Source organism: Variovorax sp. 01T439_2, from assembly GCF_056398445.1.
In genome coordinates this window covers 1-12323 of the sequence record NZ_JBFTPJ010000051.1, presented here as the reverse complement: position 1 = coordinate 12323, position 12323 = coordinate 1, and the positions used below count along the sequence as shown (strand labels likewise).

Below are 12323 nucleotides of genomic sequence, written 5' to 3'. Positions count from 1 at the left end.
TCAGCGCCACGGCGGCATTGAAGAGCCGGGCGCCATCGAGGTGGACGCGCACTCCGGCCTCGCTGGATGCCTTCCAGACCGCCTGCATGTGGTCCAGCGGCAGCACCGCTCCTCCCGCGTTGCCGTGCGTCGTTTCCATGCAGACCAGATCCGTGCGCAATTCGCCGGACGACTTCAGCACCAGCGCCAGGCTCTCCAGGTCCATTGCGCCAGCCACGCCCGGAATGCCGGTATAGGTCACGCCGCTGAACACGGCGCCGCCGCGCTCGGAAACGAACATGTGTGCGAACTCCTCGAGCACGACCTGCGACCGGCGCTCCGCCTGCGACAGCACGGCCAGGAGGTTGCCCATCGTGGCGGTCGGTACATACAGGGCAGATTCCTTGCCCAGCATGCTGGCCGCCAGTGCCTCGAGCGCGCGCACGGTCGGGTCGCCGTCCAGGCCGTCGTCTCCCAGCGCGGCTGTTTGCATGCGGGCGTACATCGACGGGGTCGGCAGCGTCACGGTGTCGCTGCGCAGGTCCACCACGGCGCCAGCCGCGCATGGACTGCGCGGCAGTCCGGCGTCGGCAAAGTGCAGGGTTCTGTCAGGCATGGACGCAAGTATTCTTTCGGGCGACCAATACTGCAAATGCGTACTCAACGGCGCGCCATACAATATTGATATGAGCAGCCGACGCATGACCTTGAAGCACATCGAGGCCTTCCGGGTGGTCGTGCAGACGGGGTCGATGACCGAAGCCTCGCGGCGGCTTCACACCTCGCAGCCCCAAGTGAGCCGCCTTGTTTCGCAGCTGGAAGCGATCATCGGGTTTGCGCTTTTCGAACGCAGCGGCACGCGCCTGGCGCCTTCGCTCGAAGGCAAACGCTTCTTCCAGGAAGTCGAGAAGGCCTTCGCCGGACTGCAGGGCCTGGAGTCCGCGGCATCGAACATCCGGACGTTCGGCGGCGACCGCCTGGCGGTGGCCGCCATGGCGCGAATTGCCGGAGGCGTCCTCAGCCAGGCGGTCGTCCGGTTCAAGCGCGAGCACACCGAGACGCTCGTCACGATCCACTCCGGCGCGGCCGCGACCGTCGACACCTGGGTGAGCTCGGGCCTGTGCGACCTGGGCCTCGCCATCCTGTATGGCGATGATCCGCCCGGCATGTGCGTCGAAACGCTGCTGGGCATGGATTGCGTCGCGCTGCTTCCCAGGGAACATCGCCTGGCACGGGCCAGGCAGGTTCGTGCCTCGGACCTGGACGGCGAAGCCTTCATCTCGTTCCCGCTGGGCAGCGGCCCGAGGGAACGCATCGACCAGGTATTGGCCGCCGCAGGCGTCAAGACCCGGACGGTGCTGGAGTCCGACCTGGGCGCCTCCGTCTGCTCGCTGGTCGCTGCGGGCCTGGGCGTGAGCGTGATCAATCCGCTGGCGGCGCTCGATGAGCAGCGCAATCTCGATTTCGAGGTGCGGCCCTTCAAGCCTGCCATCACCGTGCGCCTTGCGCTCCTGCTCGCGCCCGATGCGCCTCATTCCCGGCTTGTGTCAGCCTTCAAGGAAGTCGTGCGCGGGGTCATCGAATCCGAACTGGATCACATTCGTCCGTACCGCAGCTGAGGGTGGCGCTGGTACGCGGCCTCGCCGCAGTTTTCACGAAGAGCCCCGGGACGGATCAACCAGGTACGGCGCAAGTTTCGCCCAGTCGAAGTCCACCCCGACGCCCGGCTCGTCCGGTGCCACGGCGCGATGGTTCTCAAGAACCAGCGGCCGCATCGTGTACTCGTCGATCGGAAAACTGTGGATCTCCAGCCAGCCTGCGTTCGGCTGCGCCGCCAGCAAGCTCACATGCAACTCCTGCATGCCATGCGAGCACACCGGGATCCCGTGGCGGCGCGAGCGCTCGGCCACCTTCAGCCAACCCGTGATGCCGCCGCAGTTCGAGGCGTCCGGCTGGATGAAGGAGAGCCGCGCCTGCTCGAACGCATGATCGAATTCATGGATCGTGTGCAGGTTCTCGCCCATTGCCAACGGAACGCCGGTCGCGGCCGCGATGCGCGCATAGCCCCGGTAGTCGTCCGGAATGGTCGGCTCCTCGAACCACAGGACACCGAAGGGCTTGATGCGCTCGGCCGCAGCGATGGCCTGGTCCACGTTCATCGCGTAGTTGGCATCCACCATCAAGGCCATGCCGTCGCCGATCAGTTGCCGCACCGCCCGGATGCGCTCGATGTCTTCGTCGAGGTTCGGGCGGCCGATCTTGATCTTGACGCCGCCGGCACCCTTGGCGAGATAGCCGCGCACGTTGTCCAGCAGCTTCTCGAGCGGAAACGCCAGGTCGATGCCCCCGCAGTAGGCATTGCAGGTGTCCGCAGCGCCGCCCGCCAGTTGCCAGAGCGGCTGGCCTGCGGCCTTGCCGCGGAGGTCCCAGAGCGCGATGTCGATCGCGGAGATCGCAAACGACGCGATGCCGCCGCGGCCGACATAGTGCACATGCCACTGGCTGAAATCGTGGATGCCTTCGACATCCGCCGCGTCCATGCCGATCATCGCGGGCGCCAGGTCGTGGTCGATCATGGCTTTGATCGCATGTCCTCCCTTGCCGCCGGTGTAGGTGTAGCCCGTGCCCCGGCTGCCATCCGAAAGCACCACCGTTGCAGTCACCAGTTCGAAATGGGTGTGCGCGCCGTGCTTGGCGTCCGTCAGGACTTCAGCGAGGGGAACCTTGAAGAGCTGGCTCGTGACTTTCGCGATGGAACGCATGGACCTCTCCTTGAAGCGGCCGTTTGAACGACGACGCGATGGTAGCTCCCACGGCCTCGAGTCTCGAGCCCGGGAACGCCTCGGCCTTGGCGGCCGCGAGCATGTCAGCGCGTCGCGCGTGACCAGGCGTCGTACAGGTCCTCGCCTTCGTCGCGCACGGGCAGCGATCGCACGGGCATCTCGCGCAGCTCGATCGGCCGCGCGATCTCCAGGTAGCCGCGTTCGGCCGAGAGGTCGTGCGGTTCGCCGTCCTCGTTGGAGTAGGCGTAGCAGACCTCCTTCACGCCGGCCAGGAACATGGCCGTCAGGCACATGGGACACGGGTAGCCGCTGGCGTACACGACGCTGCCCGACAGGTCCGTGCCGCCCTGCGCCTTGGCCGCCATGCGCACGGCCTGCATCTCGGCGTGGGCCGTGGGGTCGCACAGGGCGTCGACCTCGTTGACGGCCCGGGCCAGCACCTTGCCTTCGCGCACCAGCACGGCACCGAAGGGCCAGGTCCTGCGCTCGCGCACGTTCCGCATGGCCAGGCGGATGGCGTCAAGCATGTATTTTTCTGCGTTGGGATCGGGCTGAGACATCGGTCGGAACTCCTGCGGCGATCAGCTGCCGCGATACGTTGAAAAGAACCAGGGTGCGCACAGCATCGGCACGTGGTAGTGCTGCGCGGCGTCGAAGATGGAAAAGCGCACGGGCACCACGTCCGAGAGCCCGTCGGCGGCCTTGAAGTGATCGCCGACGTGGAAGCGCAGTTCGAAGTGGCCGGTGCGCGCATCCTTGGCGGCGAGCACGGGCGCATCGGTGCGGCCGTCGGCGTTGGTGCGGGTGTTGTTCAGCCGCGTGGGCGGATGGGTCGCCATGTCGTAGAGCTCCACCTGCAGGCCCGCCAGGGGCCGGCCGTTGGTGATGTCGAGCACATGCGTCGAGATGCCGGTCATGTCGTGTCCTCTGTCGTGAATGCGATGCGCTCAGCTTCCGCGCGAATAGGTGTAGCTCCAGGGGCCGAACTGGATCGGCAGGTGGATGCGCTCGGCAACGTTGGCGACGCGGATGCGCACCGGCAGCTTCGTCAGGAAAGGCGGCACGGGCAGCACGGCCTTCCTGCCGGCAAAGTAGTCGTCCACGTGCAGCAGCAGCTCGTAGTCGCCCGCCTGGTAGCTCTCGCCGACCAGCAGCGGATCGTCGGAGCGGCCGTTGGCGTTCATGACGGTACTGCGCAGCAGCTTGTAGCTGCCACCTTCCAGGCGGGAGAAGTCGATGCGCAGGCCGGTGGCGGCCGCGCCGTGGAAGGTGTCCAGCGCGTGCACCGTCAGGCGCGGGCTCACGCCGTGCAGCAGGATGGGACCGCTTGCCCGGGCAGGGCCGGCCGGCGCGGCATTCGGCTGTTGCGCCAGCGCCCCGCGCGACGCGATCGCCGCCGCGCCCAGGGCCAGGCCCGAGAGCGCGAACTGCCTGCGCGCGGGATKGGATACGACTTGATTCGCCATGGTTGTCTCCTGTCGTTGTGAAGGGGGGCTGGCGACAAGGCCTCAGCCGTCCACCAGGGCGTCGATGCGCCCGCGGGTGATGAAGCCGATCTGCTCGAGCGCGGCACGGTGCTCGGCCTCTGTGCTCGCCGCCGCACGCATGCGCAGCGCCTCGAATATCTGATCCTTGGTATTGCGGCGCACGGCGATGATGAAAGGAAAGCCATGGCGCTCGCGGTAGCTGCGGTTCAGGCGCTGCATCTCGCCCAGCTCTTCGCGGCTGAGCGCGTCGAGGCCTGCGCTGCGCTGCTCGCCGACGGACTCGGCCGTCATGGTGCCGGCCCGGGCCTCGCGGCCGGCCAGTTCCGGGTGGCCGCGCAGGAAGGCGAGGCGGTGCTCCTGGGGCGCTTGGCGAACCACGTCGAGCATGGCGCCATGCAGCGCATCGATGCTGGCGAAGGGCCTGCGCGTCCAGGCGGCCTGCGCGATCCAGGGGGCGTTCTCGAAGGCCGGGCCGACGGCCGCGACGAAAGCGTCGCGGTCCATGTCGTTGAGCGCGGCCAGGTTCAGGCGGGTGGCGGTGAGGGTCATCGGTTGGTTCTCAACGTGCGGGGGCGGCTGCTGCGGCGGCCGGCTGCTTGCGGTAGGCGGGCACGCAGGCCAGGATCAGCAAGGTGGCGCAGATCTCGATTGCCGCCACCACGTAGAGGCCTGACGAGAGGCTGCCCGTGGAGGTCTTGATCAGGCCCAGCATCCAGGGTGCGCCGAAGCCGGCCAGGTTGGCGATGGAGTTGATCAGCGCCACGCCGCCGGCCGCCGCGGTGCCGGCCAGGAAGCGGTTGGGCATCTGCCAGAACACCGGGATGGCGCTCATGGTGCCGACAATGGCCAAGGTGAGGCCCACCAGCACCGCCAGCGCACTGTGCCCCAGGAAGAGCGCGACGCCCAGCAGCGACACCGCGCCCAGCGCAGCGGCCAGGCCGCAGTGCCAGCGCGATTCCTGCTGCTTGTCGGAGTGGAAGCCGTTCCAGATCATGCCGGCGGCGCCGCACAGGTAGGCCACGGCCATGATCCAGCCCACCGCCACCGGGCTGGTGAAACCCACTTCCTTGACCAGCGTGGGGCCGTAGAAGGTCAGCGAGGAATTGGCCGCGATGATGCAGAAGAAGATCAGGATCAGGAGCCAGATGCGCCCGCTCCTGAGCGAGGCCAGCATGCCGTGTTCGCGCTGGCCCAGCGAGCGGCCGTCGCGCTCCAGGTCTTCATGCACCAACTGGCGCTCGCGTGCCGTGAGCCAATGGGCCTGCTCGGGCCGGTCGGTCAGGTAGAAATAGGTGACGAAGCCCGCGACGACCGAGGGAATGCCCTCCAGCAGCAGCACCCACTGCCAGCCCGACCAGCCGTTCAGGCCGTGCATGCCGGTCATGATGGTGCCGGCCATCGGGCCGCCGATCACGCCAGCGAAGGCCGAGGCCGACATGAACATGCCGAAGGCCTTGGCGCGCCGGTCATTGGGGAACCAGTAGGTCAGGTAGAGGATGATGCCGGGGTAGAAGCCGGCCTCGAACACCCCCAGCACGAAGCGCAGGAAATAGAACATCTCCGGCGTCTTCACGAACATCGTGGCGATCGAGGTCAGGCCCCAGCCGATCGTGATGCGCATGATGGTCTTCTTGGCCCCGATGCGCTGCAGCAGCAGGTTGCTGGGCACCTCGAAGAAGAAGTAGCCCAGGAAGAAGATGCCCGCGCCCAGGCCGTACATCGCCTCGTTCCATTGGAGCTCGTCGAGCATGGTCAGCTTGATGAACCCGATGTTGACCCGGTCGATCCAGGCCAGCACCCACAGCAGCATCAGGAAGGGGATGAGCCGCCAGATGATCTTGCGGTAGACCCCGTCCAGTTCGGACGGGGCGGCGGAAAGCCGAACGGGTGCTGCCGCTGCGGTGGATGTCATGCGTATCTCCTCGGTCCTGGATGTGGGGCGTTGCGGACCGCTCCGCCAAAAGGGAACGCCGCCTGCGGGGCCACTGTAGGCACAATGGCCCCGGCGCGCGCACGGTGCGCGGAATGTGCGGCATAAACCAGCGCGATAGGTCGTGCCCCGGCAAGGCACGCCATCCGGTCGAACCCCTAGAAGACAAATGACGAGAAGCCAGGACCTTGTCGACATCCACCTGCTGCGCGTGCTGGCGGCACTGGTGGCTGAGCGCAGCGTCTCGCGCGCCGCGGTACGCATGAACCAGACGCAGCCGGCCATCAGCGCAGCGCTGCGGCGCCTGCGCGATGCCTTCGGCGATCCGATCCTGGTGCGCGAGCGCGGCGGCATGGTGCCCACCGCGCGGGCGCTGCAGTTGCGCGAGAGCGCACGCGAGGTGCTGGGCGAGATCGATCGCATGCTGGCCGGGCCGGAGCGCTTCGAGCCCGGCGCCAGCACCATGACCTTCACCATCGCCACGCCGGACTACCTGGCCGCCAGCTTCATGGCCGAGGTGGTGGCGCGCTTTCGCGCCGAGGCGCCGCAGGCGCGCCTGCTGATCCACCCGCTGACGCCCGGCTACGACTACGAGCGCGCACTGGCGCAGGGCGAGCTCGACATCGTGATCGGCAACTGGCCGCTGCCGCCCGAGCGCATGCACCTGTCGCTGCTGATCGAGGACGAGCTGGTCTGCATGATGAGTCCGGGCAACCCGCTGGCCGCACCGGGCGCGATGACGCTGCAGCGCTACCTGGCAGCCGCCCACGTGGTGCCCACGCCGTTTGCCAAGTCGCATCGCGCGGTGGTCGACAGCCACCTGGCCGGGCTGCGGCAAACCCGCGATGCGCGCGTCTTCGTGCCCTACTACGCCATGGCGCCCTACCTGGTGGCCGAGAGCGACCTCGTGTTCACCACCGCGCGCCACTTTGCCGAGCAGTTCACGCGCAGCCTGCCGGTGGTGAGCGTGGCGGCCCCCGAAGGATTTCCGCGCATGCGCTTCTACCAGCTGTGGCACGAGCGCTCACAGCACCAGGGCGCGCATCGCTGGCTGCGCAGCCTGCTCTCGACGGTGGGCGGCCACCTGGCGCAGGCGGCGCCGGGATCGGCGAGCGGTCCATCTGCAGGCGGGACAATCGAGGAGTAGCATCGGCCGCTTTGCGGCGTCCTCGCAGCGGTTTCCCCATTCAAGAACGCGACCCTGAAGGCCCACCCGGGCCTGCCGCACGGCATGAATAATTTCGCACAAAGCAGGCATATGTCCCCGTCGGTACAGGAAGCTTCTCCGTCACAGCGCCTCGGTCCTGTCCCCAAAGACACGCTGGGGTGCATGTCCGGCCACCTTCAACGGGATCAGGGCCTCTGTGCGAACGGGGTCGCAATCCTTCGCAAGACGATGGATACGCATCAACTTCACCAGGTGGAGACGGAGCCCAGCGCTCGCGGCGTGCTGCTCGGCATCTCGATGCGCGATGGCCACAGCCGGCGCATCGTGGCCGGGCGGCATGCCTCGTGCCACGATTTCGACAGGGGATCGATCTACATTCGCGGCTTCGCCGAACGTTATCGTGCCGACATCCAGCGCCCTTTCGATTTCGTGCTGCTCGAGATATCGCAGGCCAGCCTCGAACGGGCCATCGAGGAAAAACCAGGCAAGCGCGTCGGCAGCCTCGCCCATGTGGCCGGCGTGCGGGACGAGGTGCTGCTCAATCTCGCAGAGGCCCTGGCGCCGGCACTCGAGGACCCCGCACGCGCAAGCATGCTGTTCGTCGAACAGCTGAGCGTTGCCATGACGAGCTATCTCGTCGAAACCTACGGCGGCGCAGCCACGACCGAGCCGAGAACGAATCGGATCCTCTCGCGCTCGCACGAGGCGCGCGCCAAGGAGATGCTGCGCAACAGGATCGACGGCCGCATTTCCATCACCGAGATCGCCGACGCGTGCGGGCTTTCACGCAGCTATTTCATTCATGCCTTTCGCGAGACCACCGGCCACACCCCCCATCAATGGCTGATTGCGCAGCGGCTGGAGCACGCGCGCGCACTTCTCATGGACGTCGATACCTCGCTCGCCGAGATTGCCGCGGCCTGCGGCTTTGCCGATCAAAGCCACTTCACCCGCGTTTTCTCCCGGCATTCCGGGGTCCCGCCAGGCATCTGGCGGCGCAGGATGCGGGTTGAAAACTAGGGATCGCCCTCAGCCGCGCTAGAGACCGAGCCGGCCGGCCACGCCCTCGCCCAGCGAGGCGTCGACGAGCCGGAAGTGCGCGACCTGGCGCCGCTGGATCAGCTCGGGCACACCCGCCATCGAGCTGGCGATGTTCTCGAACAGCCGCTGTCTCTGGCCCTCGTCCATGCTGCGGTACAGGGCCGCCGCCTGTGCATGGTCTCCAAGCCCTTGGCGGTCATCGAAGCGCGTGGCATCGCCTTCCAGGGGCAGCGGCGGCTCGGCCAGCGTGCGGTCAGGGCGTGGTCCTCCGAACGAGTTCGGCTCGTAGTAGGCATCGGTGCGGGCGGGAACGTCCAGGCGCATCGCGCCGTCGGCGTGATAGGTGTGCACCGGCGACCGGGGCCGGTTCACCGGCAGGGCCTCGTGGTGCGTCCCCACGCGGTAGCGCTGCGCGTCGGCATAGGCCAGCAGCCGCCCCTGCAGCAGCTTGTCGGGCGAGAAGCAGATGCCGGGCACGATGTTGGCGGGATTGAAGGTGGCTTGCTCGACCTGTGCGAAGTAGTTGTCGGGGTTCGTGTCGAGCTCGAGGACGCCGACGTCGACGAGTGGAAACTCCCGCTGCGGCCAGACCTTGGTCGCGTCGAACGGGTTGAACGGCAGCTGCGCTGCCTCTGCCTCGCTCATCAGCTGGACCTGCAGCAACCAGCGCGGGAGCTCGCCTCGTTCAATGGCGTCGAACAGATCGCGCTGCGCGCTTTCGCGGTCGTCGGCGATCAGCTCGCGGGCTTCCCCGTTGGTCAGGCACCGGATGCCCTGCAGCGTGCGCAGATGGAACTTGATCCAGACCCGCTCGCCGGCCGCGTTGACCAGCCCGAAGGCATGCGCGCCATAGCCGTGCATGTGGCGAAAGCCCGCCGGCAGGCCGCGGTCGGAGAACAGCATCACGATCTGGTGCAGGCTCTCGGGCGACAGCGACCAGAAATCCCAGATCGCCGTGGGCGAGCGCACATGCCGCACCGGATGCCGCTTCAGCGCCCGCACCAGGTCGGGAAATTTCTGCGGATCGCGGATGCAGGCGACCGGCAGGTGGCTGCCGACCAGGTCCCAGTTGCCTTCCTCGGTGTACGCCTTGATGGCGAAGCCGCGCAGGTCGCGCTCGGCGTCCGCGCAGCCCTGCTCGCCCGTCAGCCCAGAGAAGCGGACCAGCACGGGCGTGCACTGCCCCGGCTGCAGCACCCGTGCGCGCGTGTGGCGCGAGACGTCGCCCGTGATGCGCAGCGTGCCGAAGGCGGCCGCGCCCTTGGCATGCAGCACCCGTTCCGGAATGCGTTCGCGCGCCAGGTAGGCCAGCTTCTCGCTCATCTGGTAGTCCTGCCGCAGGATCGGCCCGCGCGGGCCCGCGGTGATCGAGTGCTGGCTGTCCGCGACGGGCGCGCCGCCCGCGGTGGTCAGGGTCGGGGGTCGGCTGTGGGGGTGGGTCATTGGAATTCTTGCTGCGGGATGTCTCGACGGGATGTGTACCGCGCCGGCTCGCCCGTGTCTTGAACAAGAGTCGCCCGCCTTGAATGCACCGGGTGCGCACGAATGTGCAAAGCAGCCGCCAAGCCGACAAGACGGTGCGTGCGAAATGACGCACCATGGGCCGCGCATTCCCGCCTCTTTCCTCCTCCTCACGCGAAGGTCACTTCATGAAACCCTCCCTCCCCCTGCTCATGAGCCTCAACGGCGGCTTCGTGGACACTGCCGGCTTCCTGGCGCTGCAGGGCCTGTTCACGGCCCATGTCACGGGCAACTTCGTGACCATCGGCGCGGCGCTGGTGCATGGCACCTCGGGCGCGCTGACCAAGCTGGTGGCGCTGCCGGTGTTCTGCGCCGTGGTGGTGCTCGCGCGATGGCTCGGCCACGGGCTGCCCGCCCTGGGCTTGCCGGTGCTGCGCACGATGCTGGTGCTCAAGACGCTGCTGCTGGCGGCGGGCGCGGCCTTTGCCATCTGCTACGGCCCGTTCAAGGACAGCGACAGCGGCCTCGCGATGCTCACCGGCATGTCGCTGGTGTYGGCCATGGCGATCCAGAACGCCGTGCACCGGCTGCATCTGGGCAGCGCCCCGCCGACCACGCTCATGACCGGCACGACCACGCAGGTGATGATCGACATCGCCGACCTGCTGCGCGGCCTGGCGCCGGAAGAAGCCGCCGTGGCGCGCGCCCGGCTGCGGCGCATGGCCGCCAGCGTCGCGGTGTTCGCCGCGGGCTGCGCCGCCGCCGCGCTCATCTACAGCCAGCTGAATGTCTGGTGCTTCGTGGTTCCGCCGGTGCTGGCGGCCTGCGCCGTGCTGCTCCAGCGCGCCACGCACGAGGGCGAGGCCGCCGAAGCGCCCGGCCCCCACCACTGAAGAAGCTCCGGCCCGGCGGCTCAGAGGCCCAGCAGCGCGCGGCCTTCGTCGGCCAGCAGGTCGTGCGTCTCGGGATGCGAGCGCATGTAGGCCGCGAACACCGGGCATTGTGGAATGACGCGCAGGCCCCGTTCGCGCGCGGAAGCCAGGCCCGCGAGTACCAGCTGCCGGGCCACGCCCTGGCCTTGCAGCGCCTCGGGCACCAGCGTGTGGATGAAGGTGATGACGTCGCCCGCCAGGCTGTAGATCGCGACCGCGCGCTCGCCTTGCGATTCGAATTCGAAACGGTGCTTGGACGGGTTGTCTTGGACGGAGGGTGAAGAAGGCGTGGTCATGAGAAGGGTCTCGAATGGAAAGGGGTGGCGTTCAGTGCATGCACCGCGAATGCCGCGGCGCCAAGGACGCGGCCGCATCGCCGTCGGCCGTGCTTCCGAAGCGATGGACCAGGTGCGCACAGATCGCGATCGCCAGGTGCTCGCTCGTCGCCGAGCTTGCGCGCTGCGGCCGCTCGAGCAAGGCCAGCACCGCCGCACCCAGGTTTTCCATCACTGGATCGACCAGCCCCGGCATGCAGGCAATGCCGCTCACGCGCGCCAGGCCCGCCGCATCGGTCACGGCATCCACCAGCGCGCGCGGCACGTAGAAGTGAAGGGCATCCAGCGGACTGCCCAGGTAGCTCGCCACCTCGTCGCGCAGGTCGACGATGCTGATCGCCCCGGGCGCATAGCCGCGCACCACCGAAGGCCGGCCCCGCACCCAGAGCTCGTGGTGGCTCACACCGGCAAGGTGCAGGGTCACGGCAAAGGCGTCCTGCGGCGGGATCTCCTGCTTCATGCCCAGCTGGTCGGGCAGGCAGGTGATGCGCGTGGCGACGAAGGGCGTCGTCGGCGCCGGCAGCATGACGAGGGCGGGCGCGCAAGGCAGCTCGAAGTACCGCCCCAGGAGATCGCCGTAGGCGCCTTGCATGCCCGCGTCCGCCGAACGCTCAGGCCTGGATGAACGCCAGCAGGTCGGCGTTCACCTGGTCCTTGTGCGTGGTGCAGGTGGCGTGCGGCGCACCGGCATAGACCTTGAGCTGGCTGCCCTTGATCATCTCGGCCGCGAGCTTGCCCGTGGCCTCCAGGGGCACGACCTGGTCGTCGCCGCCGTGAATCACGAGCGTGGGCACGTCGATCTTCGCCATGTCGGGGCGGAAGTCGGTTTCGGAGAACGCGGTCACGCAGTCGATGGTGGCCTTGGCCGAGGCCTGCAGCGCGATCTGCAGCGTCTGCTTGAAGATGCCTTGCGAGACCTTCGCACCGGGGCGGTTGGTGCCGTAGAAGAGCGTGCTGAAGTCGTCGAGGAACTGCGGACGGTCCGCGGCCAGCCCGGCGCGGATGCCGGCGAAGAGCGAGGCATCCGGGCCCACCGGATGGTCGGGCGTCTTCATGAACAGCGGCGTCACGGCGCTGATGAGCGCGAGCTTCGCCACGCGTGCGCTGTCCTTGCGCGCGATGTAGCGCGCCACGTCGCCGCCGCCCATCGAGAAGCCCACGAGCACCACGTCCTTGAGGTCGAGCGTCTCGACCAGCTCCGCGATGT

At 68.0% G+C, this 12323-nt stretch carries 15 protein-coding genes; 4 read left to right on the top strand and 11 right to left on the bottom strand.

The window, feature by feature from the left end; genetic code table 11:
• Positions 1-595, bottom strand: a 595-nt coding sequence (locus tag AC1DOC_RS04345; protein WP_478129446.1) for a threonine aldolase family protein, incomplete at its 3' end; no start/stop codon positions are given.
• Positions 596-680: 85 nt separating this feature from the next.
• Between AC1DOC_RS04345 and AC1DOC_RS04340 the strand changes: the two genes are divergently transcribed.
• Positions 681-1598, top strand: coding sequence for a LysR substrate-binding domain-containing protein (locus AC1DOC_RS04340; protein ID WP_020610574.1), 918 nt, complete (start codon positions 681-683; stop codon positions 1596-1598).
• A 33-nt stretch (positions 1599-1631) separates the two neighbouring features.
• On the opposite strand, the gene AC1DOC_RS04335 is transcribed toward AC1DOC_RS04340, so the two are convergent.
• From AC1DOC_RS04335 to AC1DOC_RS04310, 6 genes are all read right to left on the bottom strand, one after another.
• Positions 1632-2741 (bottom strand): mandelate racemase/muconate lactonizing enzyme family protein, encoded by a 1110-nt coding sequence (locus tag AC1DOC_RS04335; protein WP_015865512.1) that lies wholly within the window; start codon positions 2739-2741, stop codon positions 1632-1634.
• Positions 2742-2845: 104 nt separating this feature from the next.
• A complete protein-coding gene (locus AC1DOC_RS04330) occupies positions 2846-3322 on the bottom strand; it encodes a nucleoside deaminase (protein ID WP_015865513.1) in 477 nt (158 codons plus the stop codon).
• A gap of 21 nt (positions 3323-3343) precedes the next feature.
• A complete protein-coding gene (uraH, locus tag AC1DOC_RS04325; RefSeq protein ID WP_015865514.1) occupies positions 3344-3679 on the bottom strand; it encodes a hydroxyisourate hydrolase in 336 nt (111 codons plus the stop codon).
• A gap of 30 nt (positions 3680-3709) precedes the next feature.
• A complete protein-coding gene (locus tag AC1DOC_RS04320) occupies positions 3710-4228 on the bottom strand; it encodes a hydroxyisourate hydrolase (protein WP_478129445.1) in 519 nt (172 codons plus the stop codon).
• A 42-nt stretch (positions 4229-4270) separates the two neighbouring features.
• Entirely contained in the window at positions 4271-4798 is a 528-nt protein-coding gene (gene uraD / locus AC1DOC_RS04315; protein WP_015865516.1) for a 2-oxo-4-hydroxy-4-carboxy-5-ureidoimidazoline decarboxylase, read from the bottom strand.
• Positions 4799-4808: 10 nt separating this feature from the next.
• Entirely contained in the window at positions 4809-6161 is a 1353-nt protein-coding gene (locus tag AC1DOC_RS04310) for an MFS transporter (protein WP_015865517.1), read from the bottom strand.
• A gap of 187 nt (positions 6162-6348) precedes the next feature.
• Here AC1DOC_RS04310 and AC1DOC_RS04305 point away from each other — a divergent pair, with 187 nt between their 5' ends.
• The gene (locus AC1DOC_RS04305) at positions 6349-7326 is read left to right on the top strand and encodes a LysR substrate-binding domain-containing protein (protein ID WP_015865518.1); all 978 of its coding nucleotides are present in this window, start codon (positions 6349-6351) and stop codon (positions 7324-7326) included.
• A 249-nt stretch (positions 7327-7575) separates the two neighbouring features.
• Positions 7576-8367 (top strand): helix-turn-helix transcriptional regulator, encoded by a 792-nt coding sequence (locus tag AC1DOC_RS04300; RefSeq protein ID WP_436302031.1) that lies wholly within the window; start codon positions 7576-7578, stop codon positions 8365-8367.
• Positions 8368-8385: 18 nt separating this feature from the next.
• On the opposite strand, the gene AC1DOC_RS04295 is transcribed toward AC1DOC_RS04300, so the two are convergent.
• On the bottom strand, positions 8386-9831 hold the full coding sequence (locus AC1DOC_RS04295) for a catalase (RefSeq protein ID WP_028253949.1): 1446 nt from the start codon (positions 9829-9831) through the stop codon (positions 8386-8388).
• Between the two features lie 206 nt (positions 9832-10037).
• Here AC1DOC_RS04295 and AC1DOC_RS04290 point away from each other — a divergent pair, with 206 nt between their 5' ends.
• Complete coding sequence (locus AC1DOC_RS04290; RefSeq protein ID WP_478129444.1) at positions 10038-10742, top strand: YoaK family protein; 705 nt, start codon at positions 10038-10040, stop codon at positions 10740-10742.
• A gap of 20 nt (positions 10743-10762) precedes the next feature.
• Here the strand turns inward: AC1DOC_RS04290 and AC1DOC_RS04285 are convergent, their stop codons facing one another.
• From AC1DOC_RS04285 to AC1DOC_RS04275, 3 genes are all read right to left on the bottom strand, one after another.
• A complete protein-coding gene (locus tag AC1DOC_RS04285) occupies positions 10763-11077 on the bottom strand; it encodes a GNAT family N-acetyltransferase (protein WP_062364795.1) in 315 nt (104 codons plus the stop codon).
• Between the two features lie 31 nt (positions 11078-11108).
• Positions 11109-11708: a hypothetical protein gene (locus AC1DOC_RS04280; protein ID WP_028253948.1), complete on the bottom strand. Its 600-nt coding sequence runs from the start codon at positions 11706-11708 to the stop codon at positions 11109-11111.
• A gap of 19 nt (positions 11709-11727) precedes the next feature.
• The coding region (locus AC1DOC_RS04275; protein WP_478129443.1) for an alpha/beta fold hydrolase at positions 11728-12323 on the bottom strand (596 nt) is incomplete at its 5' end.

Excerpts from the sequence above, each read along its gene's own strand:
- AC1DOC_RS04340 (WP_020610574.1), top strand. The coding sequence starts at position 681 with ATGACCTTGAAGCACATCGAGGCCTTCCGGGTGGTCGTGCAGACGGGG.
- AC1DOC_RS04335 (WP_015865512.1), bottom strand. The coding sequence starts at position 2,741 with ATGCGTTCCATCGCGAAAGTCACGAGCCAGCTCTTCAAGGTTCCCCTC.
- AC1DOC_RS04330 (WP_015865513.1), bottom strand. The coding sequence starts at position 3,322 with ATGTCTCAGCCCGATCCCAACGCAGAAAAATACATGCTTGACGCCATC.
- uraH (WP_015865514.1), bottom strand. The coding sequence starts at position 3,679 with ATGACCGGCATCTCGACGCATGTGCTCGACATCACCAACGGCCGGCCC.
- uraD (WP_015865516.1), bottom strand. The coding sequence starts at position 4,798 with ATGACCCTCACCGCCACCCGCCTGAACCTGGCCGCGCTCAACGACATG.
- AC1DOC_RS04310 (WP_015865517.1), bottom strand. The coding sequence starts at position 6,161 with ATGACATCCACCGCAGCGGCAGCACCCGTTCGGCTTTCCGCCGCCCCG.
- AC1DOC_RS04305 (WP_015865518.1), top strand. The coding sequence starts at position 6,349 with ATGACGAGAAGCCAGGACCTTGTCGACATCCACCTGCTGCGCGTGCTG.
- AC1DOC_RS04300 (WP_436302031.1), top strand. The coding sequence starts at position 7,576 with ATGGATACGCATCAACTTCACCAGGTGGAGACGGAGCCCAGCGCTCGC.
- AC1DOC_RS04295 (WP_028253949.1), bottom strand. The coding sequence starts at position 9,831 with ATGACCCACCCCCACAGCCGACCCCCGACCCTGACCACCGCGGGCGGC.
- AC1DOC_RS04285 (WP_062364795.1), bottom strand. The coding sequence starts at position 11,077 with ATGACCACGCCTTCTTCACCCTCCGTCCAAGACAACCCGTCCAAGCAC.
- AC1DOC_RS04280 (WP_028253948.1), bottom strand. The coding sequence starts at position 11,708 with ATGCAAGGCGCCTACGGCGATCTCCTGGGGCGGTACTTCGAGCTGCCT.